Genomic DNA, 13,222 nt, shown 5'->3' with positions numbered 1-13,222 from the left:
GGTCAGGGTCACTTGGGCTCTAGCGCAGCCTCATCAGGCACCGACCGGGAGTTGATGTCCGCAGCGGACGTCGGTCGAACCATCTCCCGCATCGCCCATCAGATCATCGAAAAGACCGCACTCGACGGCTCCGATGCTCCCCGCGTCATCCTGCTCGGCATCCCGACCAGGGGCGTCACGCTGGCCGCGCGGCTGGCCGACAAGATCAACGAATTCTCCGGCGTCACCGTCCCGCACGGCGGCCTGGACATCACGCTCTATCGCGACGACCTCGACTTCAAACCACCGCGTCCGCTCGAGGACACCTCCATTCCCGAGGGCGGCATCGACGGCGCGCTGGTGATTCTCGTCGACGACGTTCTCTACACGGGGCGATCGGTCCGCTCGGCCCTGGACGCGCTGCGCGACATCGGCAGGCCCCGCGCCGTGCAACTCGCGGTCCTTGTCGACCGCGGCCACCGCGAGTTGCCGCTGCGCGCCGACTACGTCGGCAAGAACGTGCCCACCTCGCGCAGTGAGAACGTCAAGGTCCGCCTCGTCGAAGACGATCAGGTTGACGGCATCTGGATCGCACCACACGGAGGGCCGGTCCGTTGATGAGCGCTCGCGCGAAGAAAGCACAATCATGAAGCATCTTCTCTCGGCCGGCGACCTGTCCCGCGACGACGCGCTGGCCATTCTCGACGACGCCGACCGCTTCAGCCAGGCCCTGCTCGGGCGTGAGGTCAAGAAGCTGCCGACGCTGCGCGGCCGCACCATCATCACGATGTTCTACGAGAACTCCACCCGAACCCGGGTGTCGTTCGAGGTCGCAGGCAAGTGGATGAGCGCCGACGTGATCAACGTCAGCGCGTCGGGATCGTCTGTCTCCAAAGGGGAATCGCTGCGCGACACCGCGTTGACGCTGCGGGCCGCCGGCGCTGACGCGCTCATCATCCGCCACCCCGCCTCCGGCGCGGCCCAGCAGCTGGCCGAGTGGACGGCCACCGAGCAGGGCGGTCCGGTGGTGATCAACGCAGGCGACGGCACCCACGAACATCCGACGCAGGCGCTGCTCGACGCGCTGACCATCCGCCAACGGCTGGGCAGCATCGACGGCAAACGGGTGGTGATCGTGGGCGACGTCCTTCATAGCCGCGTCGCGCGGTCCAACGTGCTGCTGCTGGCCACCCTCGGCGCCGAGGTGGTGCTCGTCGCGCCGCCGACGCTGCTGCCGGTCGGCGTTGCCGACTGGCCGGTCACCGTTTCACACGACCTCGATGCCGAACTGCCGCTCGCCGACGCGGTACTGATGCTTCGCGTCCAGGCAGAGCGGATGAACGGCGGCTTCTTCCCGTCGGCGCGGGAGTATTCCGTGCTCTACGGACTCTCCGAGAAGCGTCAGGCGATGCTGCCCGGCAACGCCGTGGTGCTGCACCCCGGCCCGATGGTGCGAGGCATGGAGATCGCGTTCGCAGTCGCTGATTCGACACAATCGGCTGTCCTGCAACAGGTTTCCAACGGTGTACATGTCCGGATGGCGGTGCTGTTCCACTTACTCGTCGGCGCCGAGCAGGAGGTCAGCGTATGAGCGTGTTGATACGAGGGGTGCGCCTCTACGGTGAGGGCGACCGGGTCGACGTTCTCGCGTCCGACGGCCAGATCGCCGACATCGGCGCGGACCTGGCCGCCCCCGACGACGCCGACGTGTTCGATGCCACCGATCAGGTCCTGCTTCCTGGCTTCGTCGACCTGCACACGCACCTGCGCGAACCCGGCCGCGAGTATGCCGAGGACATCGAAACCGGTTCGGCAGCAGCGGCTTTGGGCGGCTACACCGCGGTGTTCGCGATGGCCAACACCAATCCGGTCGCAGACAGCCCGGTCGTCACCGACCACGTATGGCACCGCGGCCAGCAGGTCGGACTCGTCGACGTGCACCCCGTCGGCGCGGTCACCATGGGCTTGCAAGGCAAGCAGCTCACCGAGATGGGCATGATGGCCGCCGGTGTGGGTCAGGTGCGGATGTTCTCCGACGACGGCATCTGTGTCGACGACCCGCTGATCATGCGCCGCGCACTGGAGTACGCCACGGGCCTTGGTGTGCTGATCGCCCAGCACGCCGAAGAACCGCGCCTCACAGTCGGCGCCGTCGCGCACGAAGGACCCAACGCCGCCCGGCTCGGCCTGGCCGGTTGGCCGCGCGCTGCGGAAGAATCCATCGTCGCGCGCGATGCGTTGCTCGCCCGGGACGCCGGTGCCCGGGTACACATCTGCCACGCTTCCACCGCAGGTACCGTCGAGATCGTCAAATGGGCGAAGGCGCAAGGTATTTCGATCACTGCCGAGGTGACACCTCATCATCTGCTGCTGGACGACACTCGGCTGGTCAGCTACGACGGCCGCAACCGCGTCAATCCGCCGCTGCGGGAGGCCTCCGACGCCGAGGCGTTGCGCCAAGCGCTTGCCGACGGTGTGATCGACTGCGTCGCCACCGACCATGCGCCGCACGCCGAGCACGAGAAGATGTGTGAGTTCGCCAACGCGCGCCCGGGCATGCTCGGCCTGCAGACTGCGCTTTCGGTGGTGGTCGAGACGATGCTGCGCACCGGCCTGATGACGTGGCGCGATGTCGCGCGGGTGATGAGCGAAAACCCCGCCCGCATAGTCGGACTGCCCGACCAGGGCCGACCGCTGGAGATCGGTGAGCCTGCCAACCTGACGGTCGTCGACCCCGACGCCGCCTGGACGGTCGAGGGCACGGCGCTGGCCAGTCGCTCGGACAACACGCCTTACGAGTCGATGGAGTTGCCTGCGGCCGTCACGTTGACGCTGCTGCGGGGCAAGGTGACGGCGCGGGATGGGAAGAGCCCGGCGTGAACTTCGAGCGAGTAGCGCAGGCGGATCGCGCATGAACACCGGAACGCTTGTCACGATGCTGGTTGTAGCGGCGGTGCTCGCGGTGCTGATCGCGTTGGCGATCCGGCAGATGCTGCGCGGCTGGTTGCATCGAGCCCAGCGGCAGGCCCAATTGATTGGCACGCTGCCGCAGCTGCCCGATAGTGTCGGCCCGGCGCTGATTCCCGCCACCAAGGGCCTCTATGTCGGCAGCACGCTGGCCCCCAGCTGGCTCGATCGCATCGCCGTCGGTGACCTCGGCTATCGCGCGAAGGCCGTGCTGACCCGCTATCCCGAAGGAATCATGTTGCAACGCACCGGCGCCGGGCCCATCTGGATACCCGACGACTCGATCGAAGCGATCCGCACCGAGAAGGGCATCGCTGGCAAGGCGATGACCCACGAAGGCATCTTGGCCATCCGCTGGCGATTGCCGTCGGGCGCCGAAATCGACACCGGGTTTCGCGCCGACGATCGCCGGGAGTACGACCGATGGCTGGAGGTCGCATGAGTAAGGCAGTGCTCGTCCTCGAGGACGGCCGCATCTTCACCGGCGCCGAGTTCGGGGCTGTCGGGCAGACGCTTGGCGAGGCCGTCTTCTCCACCGGGATGTCCGGCTATCAGGAGACGCTGACCGACCCGAGTTATCACGGCCAGATCGTGGTGGCGACGGCACCGCAGATCGGCAACACCGGATGGAACCACGAAGACGCGGAGAGTCGCGGCGACAAGATCTGGGTGGCCGGTTACGCGGTGCGTGACCCGTCACCGCGCGCCTCGAACTGGCGCGCGACCGGCACCCTCCAGGACGAACTCGTCCGCCAGGGCATCGTCGGTGTCGCCGGCATCGACACCCGTGCAGTCGTTCGGCACCTGCGCAGCCTCGGTTCGATGAAGGCCGGCGTGTTCTCGGGCAATGCGCTGGCGGACCCCGATGAGCTGCTGGAGAGGGTCCGCGACCAGCCGTCGATGCTCGGCGCCAATCTCGCGGGCGAAGTCAGCACCGACGCCACCTACACCGTGGAACCAGATGGGCCGCAACGATTCACGGTCGCCGCGATCGATCTCGGCATCAAGACCAATACGCCACGCAACTTCGCCAGACGAGGGGTGCGCAGTCACGTGTTGCCGTCGACGGTGGAGTTCGGGCAGATCGCCGACCTCAACCCGGACGGCGTGTTCCTGTCCAACGGTCCCGGTGACCCTGCGACCGCCGACCACATCGTCGGGGTCACCCGAGAGGTGCTCGGAGCCGGGATTCCGTTGTTCGGCATCTGCTTCGGCAACCAGATCCTCGGCAGGGCGCTCGGCCGGTCCACCTACAAGATGGTCTTCGGGCACCGCGGCATCAATGTGCCGGTCATGGATCACGCCACCGGGCGGGTGGCGGTGACCGCGCAGAACCATGGATTCGCGCTCGAGGGCGAAGCGGGGGAGCGGTTCGATACCCCGTTCGGACTCGCCGAGGTCAGCCATACCTGCGCCAACGACGGTGTCGTCGAGGGCATCAAACTCGTTGACGGCCGCGCCTTTTCGGTGCAATACCACCCGGAGGCGGCGGCGGGCCCGCACGACGCCGAGTACCTGTTCGACCAGTTCATCGACCTGATGGGTGGCGGGCGATGATTTTCGCGGCGAGCGACCGCTTTTGCACAGAAACCCGCGGCGTGTCGTGTACAAACACGGTCACTCGCGGAGAAGGGGGAGCAGTAGATGCCGCGGCGGAGTGACCTCAACCACGTGCTGGTGATCGGCTCCGGGCCGATCGTCATCGGGCAGGCCTGCGAGTTCGACTACTCCGGCACCCAGGCGTGTCGTGTGCTGCGCGCCGAGGGCCTGCAGGTCAGCCTGGTCAACTCGAACCCGGCGACGATCATGACCGACCCCGAATACGCCGATCACACGTACGTGGAGCCGATCACGCCGGCGTTCGTCGAGAAGGTGATTGCCCAGCAAGCGGCGCGCGGCAACAAGATTGACGCGGTACTGGCCACGCTTGGCGGCCAGACGGCGCTCAACACCGCCGTCGCGCTCTTCGAAAACGGCGTACTCGACAAGTACAACGTCGAGATGATCGGCGCTGACTTCGAGGCCATCCAGCGGGGCGAGGATCGACAGCGTTTCAAGGACATCGTCGCGAAGGTCGGCGGCGAATCGGCCCGCTCCCGAGTCTGTTTCACCATGGACGAGGTCCGCGAGACAGTAGCCGAACTCGGGCTGCCCGTAGTGGTGCGACCGTCGTTCACGATGGGCGGTCTCGGGTCCGGCATGGCGTATTCCACTGACGACGTCGAGCGGATGGCTGGCGACGGCCTGGCCGCCTCGCCGAGCGCCAACGTGCTCATCGAGGAATCCATTTACGGCTGGAAGGAATTCGAGCTCGAGTTGATGCGCGACCACCACGACAACGTGGTCGTGGTGTGTTCGATCGAGAACGTCGACCCGATGGGTGTGCACACCGGCGACTCCGTGACTGTGGCGCCTGCGATGACGCTGACCGACCGGGAGTACCAGAAGATGCGCGACCTCGGCATCGCAATCCTGCGCGAGGTCGGCGTCGACACCGGCGGCTGCAACATCCAATTCGCGGTCAACCCGGCCGACGGCCGCCTCATCGTCATCGAGATGAACCCGCGAGTGTCACGCTCGTCGGCCCTGGCCTCCAAGGCAACCGGCTTCCCGATCGCCAAAATCGCCGCCAAGCTGGCCATCGGCTACACGCTCGACGAGATCCTCAACGACATCACCAAGGAAACGCCTGCCTGCTTCGAACCGACGCTGGACTACGTCGTGGTCAAGGCTCCTCGGTTCGCGTTCGAAAAGTTCCCCGGCGCCGACCCGACGCTGACCACCACGATGAAATCCGTCGGCGAGGCGATGTCGTTGGGCCGCAACTTCATCGAGGCTCTCGGCAAGGTGATGCGTTCACTGGAGACCGGGCGAGCCGGGTTCTGGACCGCCCCCGATCCCGACCTGTCTGTCGACGACCTGCTCGAAGGTCTCAAGACGCCCACCGACGGCCGGCTCTACGACATCGAACAAGCGCTGCGCCTTGGCGCGACCGTCGAGCAGGTAGCGGCGGCCTCGGGCGTCGACCCCTGGTTCGTCGAGCAGATCGCCGGGCTCGTGGCGCTGCGCTCGGAGCTGCTGGACGCGCCGGTGCTGGACGAGGCGCTGCTGCGCCGCAGCAAGCATTACGGTCTTTCGGACCGCCAGATCGCCGCGCTGCGACCGGAATTGGCCGGCGAGGTCGGCGTGCGCGCATTGCGTGAGCGGCTCGGCATCCACCCCGTCTTCAAGACCGTAGACACGTGTGCGGCCGAATTCGAGGCCAAGACGCCCTACCACTACAGCAGCTACGAACTCGATCCGGCCGCCGAGACCGAGGTCGCCCCGCAGGCCGAGAAGCCGAAGGTACTCATCCTCGGCTCCGGCCCGAACCGGATCGGGCAGGGCATCGAATTCGACTACAGCTGTGTGCATGCCGCCACCACGCTGAGCCAGGCCGGTTTCGAGACCGTGATGATCAACTGCAATCCCGAGACCGTGTCCACCGACTACGACACCGCCGATCGGCTGTACTTCGAACCGCTGACGTTCGAAGACGTCTTGGAGGTGTTTTACGCCGAATCCGCCTCGGGGAAGGGCGGTCCCGGGGTCGTCGGCGCCATCGTGCAGCTCGGCGGGCAGACCCCGCTCGGGTTGGCCGAGCGCCTCGAGAAGGCGGGTGTGCCGATCGTCGGCACCAGTCCGAAGGCGATCGATCTCGCCGAGGACCGGGGCGCATTCGGTGAAGTTCTGATGAATGCGGGACTGCCCGCACCACGGTTCGGCACCGCAACCAGCTTCGAGCAGGCGCGCCGGATCGCCGCCGATATCGGCTACCCGGTGCTGGTGCGACCGTCCTACGTGCTCGGCGGTCGCGGCATGGAAATCGTCTACGACGAAGAGACTCTGAAGGGCTACATCACCCGCGCCACCCAACTGTCGCCCGAACACCCCGTGCTGGTCGACCGATTTCTCGAGGACGCCATCGAAATCGACGTCGACGCGCTGTGCGACGGCACCGAGGTGTACATCGGCGGCATCATGGAACACATCGAGGAAGCCGGCATCCACTCCGGCGACTCGGCATGCGCACTGCCGCCAGTCACCTTGGGCCGCAGCGACATCGAATCCGTACGGCGCGCGACCGAAGCGATCGCCCACGGCATCGGAGTGGTCGGCCTGCTCAACGTGCAGTACGCACTCAAGGACGACGTGCTCTACGTGCTGGAGGCCAACCCGCGCGCCAGCCGCACCGTGCCTTTCGTCTCCAAGGCCACGGCCGTCCCCCTGGCCAAGGCGTGCGCGCGAATCATGTTGGGCGCCACCATTGCTCAGCTTCGCGATGAAGGCATCCTGGTCAGGACCGGTGACGGCGCCACCACAGCGCGCAACGCGCCCGTCGCGGTCAAGGAAGCCGTCCTGCCGTTCAACCGATTCCGCAAGGCCGACGGTGCCCAGGTCGACTCGCTGCTCGGGCCGGAGATGAAGTCGACCGGCGAGGTGATGGGCATCGACCACGACTTCGGCAGCGCGTTCGCGAAGAGCCAGACGGCGGCCTACGGGTCGCTGCCTGCCGAGGGCACGGTGTTCGTCTCGGTCGCCAACCGCGACAAGCGCTCACTGGTGTTCCCGGTGAAGCGCCTCGCGGACTTGGGCTTCCGGGTGCTGGCCACCGCGGGCACGGCGGAGATGCTGCGGCGCAACGGCATTCCCTGCGACGAGGTACGCAAGCACTTCGAAGAGCCCAGCGAAGGCCGCCCGGAGCTGTCGGCGGTCGACGCCATTCGGGCCGGCGAGGTCGACATGGTGATCAACACCCCGTACGGCAACTCGGGCCCGCGTATCGACGGCTACGAAATCCGTTCTGCCGCAGTGTCGATGAACATCCCGTGCGTGACGACGGTGCAGGGCGCCTCAGCGGCGGTGCAAGGCATCGAGGCCGGAATCCGCGACGATATCGACGTGATGTCGCTGCAGGAATTGCACAGCAGTTTGGGTTCATAAGTGGCCGGGTTCGGGCGACGGCTGGCCGAGGCGGTGTCGCGACGCGGTCCGCTGTGTCCGGGCATCGATCCGCACAAGGAGCTCCTGCAGGCCTGGGGATTGTCCACTGACAGCGACGGCCTGGCCGAGTTCTGCGACATCTGCGTGCAAGCCTTCGACGATTTCGCGATCGTCAAACCACAGGTCGCGTTCTTCGAAGCGTTCGGCGCCAAGGGTTTCGCGGTGCTGGAGCGCACGATCGGCGCGCTGCAGTCGTCGGGCGTGCTGGTGCTTGCCGATGCGAAACGCGGCGACATCGGCTCGACGATGGCCGCGTACGCCGACGCCTGGGCGGGTGACTCGCCGCTGGCCGCCGATGCGGTGACCGCATCGCCGTATCTCGGCTTCGGCTCTCTGCAACCGCTGCTCGACACCGCGAAGGCCCACGGCCGCGGCGTCTTCGTGCTCGCCGCGACATCGAACCCGGAGGGCGCAAGCGTCCAGCGTGCCAAGACCGACGGGGGCACCGTCGCCCAGTCGATTGTCGACGCCGCCGCGGCAGTCAACCGCTCGTCATCGCCTGAACCCGGCTCGGTCGGCGTGGTTGTCGGGGCCACGCTGTCCGACCCACCCGACCTGAGCGCCCTTGGCGGTCCGGTCTTGGTGCCGGGTGTCGGTGCCCAGGGTGGACGGCCCGAGGCGCTCGGCGGCTTTGGCGGGGCCCTGTCCGGACAGTTGCTGCCCGCGGTGTCGCGCGACGTGCTGCGTGCCGGGCCCGACGTGGCCGCGCTGCGCGCCGCCGCCGAGCGCTTCCGCGATGCGGTGGCGTACCTGGCGTAACCGACGGTGGGCGACGGATATCGCCGCCATCGACCGCTCCTGGTCGTCGGGCGGCCATCACCGAGCTACTACGTCAGGTAGTTGCCGCGGCTGAACCCCGCGCAAATGCCACTTTTGTCACACCAGGCACAGAGGTCACGGCGGTCTAGTTGAATCCAACAATTTTGCGCTCTGTGCTGGGCCGATTACCTGTCAACTGACCGGCCGCGACACGCCCGACACGCCATGACCTGGGAAAATTTTAATAATGCGATCGCGGCCGCCGCGGACCCTCGACTGGGTCACATCTCGGCCCTCCGCGTGACGTATGACACAAATCCCGAAAACCGTTGATATGCAGGCAGTTCCGCCGAAATGGCCGGAAGAGTGGCGCCGCTGACGCCTCTGACGGCCGTCCCGTCCGACTCACGCGTGCGCGCTACACGCTGGGCTTTTGACCCAAGAACCAGGGGGTGGGGTTAGCTTTCGTCAGATTGCGTGGGTACGGTCGTGCTCGCTGGCTGGTTCTAGGAAGTTTCTAGGTCAGCCGAGACAAAACAGATGATGGTGACGATACGGAGGAACCCGTGGCCCTTCCCCAGTTGACCGACGAACAGCGCGCGGCAGCGTTGGAGAAGGCTGCTGCCGCACGTCGAGCACGTGCCGAACTCAAGGATCGGCTCAAGCGCGGCGGCACCAACCTCAAGCAGGTGCTCAAGGATGCCGAGACCGACGAGGTCTTGGGCAAGATGAAGGTTTCTGCGCTTCTGGAGGCATTGCCCAAGGTCGGCAAGGTCAAGGCGCAGGAAATCATGACTGAACTCGAGATCGCCCCGACCCGCCGCCTGCGCGGCCTGGGCGACCGTCAGCGGAAGGCGCTGCTGGAAAAGTTCGACTTCTCGTAAGGGAGGTCAGTGAGCGAAGGCGGAGGGCCGGCCGGCACTCGGCGCTCTAAGGCACCGGTCTTAGTGTTGTCCGGCCCGTCTGCCGTCGGGAAGTCCTCAGTCGTTCGCTGCTTGCGGGACCGGCTTCCCGACCTGCACTTTTCCGTGTCCGTCACCACCAGGGCACCCCGCCCGGGTGAGGTGGACGGCGTCGATTACACGTTCGTGACCGCGGACCGATTCCAGCAGCTGATCGACGAGGGCGCCCTACTGGAATGGGCGGAAATTCACGGTGGCCTGCACAGGTCTGGGACGCCAGCCGCGCCGGTGCGCGAGGCAACCGAGGCCGGCCGGCCGGTTCTGATCGAGGTCGATCTGGCTGGCGCGCGGGCGGTCAAACAGGCAATGCCCGAGGTGATTACGGTTTTCTTGGCCCCGCCCAGCTGGGAGGAGCTGGAGAGCCGACTGGTCGGGCGAGGCACCGAAACGGCCGAGGTGATGGCTCGCCGGCTGGCCACTGCACGGGCCGAATTAGCCGCTCAGGGCGACTTCGACGAGGTCGTCGTGAACAGCGAGTTGGAATCTGCCTGCACCGAATTGGTATCCTTGCTGGTGGGCAGGACTTGTTGAGGCGCCCGTAGCCGTTCGCCATCCCGCCCGAGAACCACCTAACCCTCAGGAGACTTTCTACGTGAGCACCCCGCACGCCGACGCGCAGCTGGCCGCTGTGGACGACATCGACACGTCCGCCGCCAGCGCCTACGACACGCCGTTGGGCATCACCAACCCGCCCATCGACGAGTTGCTGGACCGCGCGTCGAGCAAGTACGCGCTGGTGATCTATGCCGCCAAGCGGGCGCGCCAGATCAACGACTACTACAACCAGCTCGGCGACGGCATCCTCGAATACGTCGGCCCACTGGTCGAGCCCGGCCTGCAGGAAAAGCCGCTTTCGATCGCCATGCGCGAGATCCACGAAGACCTGCTCGAGCACACCGAGGGCGAGTAGCTAAGGCCACGCGGTGACGGACCGCAAGCGGATCATCGTCGGCGTCGCCGGTGGCATCGCCGCCTACAAGGCGGCCACAGTCGTCCGTCAGCTGACCGAAGCCGGCCACTCCGTCCGCGTCGTGCCGACCGACTCGGCGCTGCGCTTCATCGGCGCCGCGACGTTCGAAGCGCTGTCCGGAAATCCCGTGCACACGGGCGTCTTCGACGATGTCCACGAGGTCCCGCACGTCCGCATCGGCCAGGAGGCCGACCTCGTGGTGGTTGCCCCGGCCACGGCCGACCTGCTGGCCCGAGCGGTGGCAGGCCGCGCTGACGACCTGCTGACCGCGACGCTGCTCACCGCGCGATGTCCGGTGTTGTTCGCGCCCGCGATGCATACCGAGATGTGGTTTCACCCAGCCACCGTCGAGAACGTCGCGACGTTACGGCGAAGGGGCGCAATCGTTCTCGAGCCCGCTTCGGGCCGACTGACAGGTGCGGACACCGGCGCTGGCCGGTTGCCCGAGGCCGAGGAGATCACCACGCTCGCGGGTCTGTTGCTCGAACGCGGCGATGCGCTGCCCTACGACATGGCCGGCGTCAAGGTGTTGGTCAGTGCCGGTGGCACCCGCGAGACGATCGACCCCGTGCGTTTCATCGGGAACCGCAGCTCAGGCAAGCAGGGTTATGCGATGGCCCGGGTGATGGCACAGCGCGGCGCCGACGTCACGCTCATTGCGGGCAACACCGCGGGCCTGATCGACCCGGCCGGCGTCGAGGTCGTCCACATCGGTTCGGCCGCCCAGCTGAAAGACGCGGTGTCCAAGCATGCCCCCGACGCGCACGTGCTGGTGATGGCGGCCGCGGTGGCGGATTTCCGGCCGACGACCGTGCAAACCAGCAAGATCAAGAAGTCCGCCGACCCCAACGCGGCGGCCCCGGTGATCGAGCTGACCCGCACCGACGACGTACTCGCCGGTGCCGTGCGGGCCCGTGCCGACGGCCAGCTGCCCAACATGCGGGCCATCGTCGGCTTCGCTGCGGAAACGGGCGACGCCAACGGCGATGTGCTTTTCCATGCCAGGGCCAAATTGCAGCGGAAAGGCTGCGATTTGCTCGTGGTCAATGCTGTCGGTGAGAATCGGGCGTTCGAAGTCGACAACAACGACGGATGGCTGCTTGCGTCGGACGGAACCGAATCGGCACTGGAGCACGGTTCGAAAACTCTGATGGCCAGCCGTATTGTGGACGCGATCGTGGCGTTCCTGCACAGCAGCGGCGGATAACACCGACGCAGGCGTCAGGCTGCGGCTAAGGGTTGCGCGAGAAGCTGGCGCACGGTTGGCTGCAGCGAAGCAGGGATATAATTTGACTAACTAAGTTTCGGAAAGGGTTCGAACCGTGAGCGATGCTCGGCTGTTTACCAGTGAGTCGGTAACCGAGGGCCACCCCGACAAGATCTGTGACGCCATCAGCGACTCGGTGCTCGACGCGTTGCTCGCGGACGACCCCAAATCACGCGTAGCAGTGGAGACGCTGGTCACCACGGGACAGGTGCACGTCGTCGGGGAGGTGACGACGAACGCCAGGGAGGCCTTCGCCGACATCACCAACACCGTGCGTCGACGGATCCTCGACATCGGCTACGACTCCTCGGAGAAGGGCTTCGACGGCGAGACCTGCGGCGTCAACATCGGCATCGGCGCGCAGTCGCCCGATATCGCCCAAGGCGTCGACACCGCGCATGAGACCCGCGTCGAGGGCGCGGGCGATCCGCTGGACCTGCAGGGCGCCGGCGACCAGGGGCTGATGTTCGGCTACGCCATCAAGGACACCCCTGAGCTGATGCCGCTGCCGATCGCGCTGGCGCACCGGCTGTCGCGCCGGCTGACCGAGGTTCGCAAGAACGGCGTGCTGGGCTACCTTCGCCCCGACGGCAAGACCCAGGTCACCGTGCAGTACGACGGCACGACGCCGGTGCGCCTGGACACCGTCGTGCTCTCGACCCAGCACGCCGCGGGCATCGACCTCGACGCCACGCTGACCCCGGACATCCGCGAGAAGGTCGTCAACACGGTGCTGGCCGATCTGAGCCACGACACGATGGACACCTCGGACTTCCGACTGCTGGTCAATCCGACCGGAAAGTTCGTGCTCGGCGGCCCGATGGGCGACGCCGGGCTGACCGGCCGCAAGATCATCGTCGACACCTACGGCGGCTGGGCCCGCCACGGTGGCGGCGCGTTCTCGGGCAAGGATCCGTCAAAGGTGGACCGTTCCGCGGCGTACGCGATGCGCTGGGTGGCCAAAAACGTGGTCGCTGCGGGCCTGGCGGAGCGGGTCGAGGTGCAGGTGGCCTACGCGATCGGCAAGGCGGCCCCCGTCGGCCTGTTCGTGGAGACCTTCGGCAGCGAGACCGTCGACCCCGCCCGCATCGAGAAGGCCATCACGTCGGTCTTCGACCTGCGACCGGGCGCGATCGTCCGCGACCTGGACTTGCTGCGTCCGATCTACGCGCAGACGGCCGCCTACGGCCACTTCGGCCGCACCGATGTCGAGCTGCCGTGGGAGCAGCTGAACAAGGTCGACGAGCTGAAGGCCGCCGTTTAGTCAACGCTGCG

General features: G+C 66.8%; 12 protein-coding genes. All 12 read left to right on the top strand.

Translation table 11 applies throughout. From position 1 onward, the window contains the following. Positions 1-54: 54 nt before the first annotated feature. The 12 genes from pyrR to metK all read left to right on the top strand — a co-directional run bounded on the left by pyrR (position 55) and on the right by metK (position 13,211). Positions 55-597, top strand: a complete 543-nt coding sequence (gene pyrR, locus GGC64_RS01545; RefSeq protein WP_370581933.1) for a bifunctional pyr operon transcriptional regulator/uracil phosphoribosyltransferase PyrR — start codon at positions 55-57, stop codon at positions 595-597. 28 nt (positions 598-625) lie between these two features. Then, the gene (locus GGC64_RS01540) at positions 626-1,570 is read left to right on the top strand and encodes an aspartate carbamoyltransferase catalytic subunit (RefSeq protein WP_192720694.1); all 945 of its coding nucleotides are present in this window, start codon (positions 626-628) and stop codon (positions 1,568-1,570) included. After that, on the top strand, positions 1,567-2,859 hold the full coding sequence (locus tag GGC64_RS01535; RefSeq protein WP_192720693.1) for a dihydroorotase: 1,293 nt from the start codon (positions 1,567-1,569) through the stop codon (positions 2,857-2,859). Before GGC64_RS01540 ends, GGC64_RS01535 begins: the two co-directional genes overlap by 4 nt. Positions 2,860-2,890: 31 nt before the next feature. Further along, positions 2,891-3,388, top strand: a complete 498-nt coding sequence (locus GGC64_RS01530; protein ID WP_192720692.1) for a transporter — start codon at positions 2,891-2,893, stop codon at positions 3,386-3,388. Further along, entirely contained in the window at positions 3,385-4,503 is a 1,119-nt protein-coding gene (gene carA / locus GGC64_RS01525; RefSeq protein ID WP_192720691.1) for a glutamine-hydrolyzing carbamoyl-phosphate synthase small subunit, read from the top strand. Before GGC64_RS01530 ends, carA begins: the two co-directional genes overlap by 4 nt. An 87-nt stretch (positions 4,504-4,590) precedes the next feature. Beyond that, a complete protein-coding gene (gene carB, locus GGC64_RS01520) occupies positions 4,591-7,929 on the top strand; it encodes a carbamoyl-phosphate synthase large subunit (protein ID WP_192720690.1) in 3,339 nt (1,112 codons plus the stop codon). After that, positions 7,930-8,748, top strand: a complete 819-nt coding sequence (gene pyrF, locus GGC64_RS01515) for an orotidine-5'-phosphate decarboxylase (RefSeq protein ID WP_192720689.1) — start codon at positions 7,930-7,932, stop codon at positions 8,746-8,748. It begins immediately after the preceding gene. A 566-nt stretch (positions 8,749-9,314) separates the two neighbouring features. After that, complete coding sequence (mihF, locus tag GGC64_RS01510; RefSeq protein ID WP_003932123.1) at positions 9,315-9,632, top strand: integration host factor, actinobacterial type; 318 nt, start codon at positions 9,315-9,317, stop codon at positions 9,630-9,632. A gap of 9 nt (positions 9,633-9,641) precedes the next feature. After that, complete coding sequence (gene gmk, locus GGC64_RS01505) at positions 9,642-10,241, top strand: guanylate kinase (protein ID WP_192720688.1); 600 nt, start codon at positions 9,642-9,644, stop codon at positions 10,239-10,241. A gap of 61 nt (positions 10,242-10,302) precedes the next feature. Then, a complete protein-coding gene (gene rpoZ, locus GGC64_RS01500; RefSeq protein WP_192720687.1) occupies positions 10,303-10,620 on the top strand; it encodes a DNA-directed RNA polymerase subunit omega in 318 nt (105 codons plus the stop codon). Positions 10,621-10,633: 13 nt separating this feature from the next. Further along, positions 10,634-11,887: a bifunctional phosphopantothenoylcysteine decarboxylase/phosphopantothenate--cysteine ligase CoaBC gene (gene coaBC, locus GGC64_RS01495; protein WP_192720686.1), complete on the top strand. Its 1,254-nt coding sequence runs from the start codon at positions 10,634-10,636 to the stop codon at positions 11,885-11,887. Between the two features lie 115 nt (positions 11,888-12,002). Then, on the top strand, positions 12,003-13,211 hold the full coding sequence (gene metK, locus GGC64_RS01490) for a methionine adenosyltransferase (protein WP_192720685.1): 1,209 nt from the start codon (positions 12,003-12,005) through the stop codon (positions 13,209-13,211). The last annotated feature ends 11 nt before the right edge of the window (positions 13,212-13,222 follow it).

Source organism: Mycobacterium sp. OAS707 (genome assembly GCF_014873705.1).
Classification (GTDB): domain Bacteria; phylum Actinomycetota; class Actinomycetes; order Mycobacteriales; family Mycobacteriaceae; genus Mycobacterium.
The sequence above is the reverse complement of the archived record's forward strand: the minus strand, read 5'-3'. Positions and strand labels throughout refer to the sequence as shown.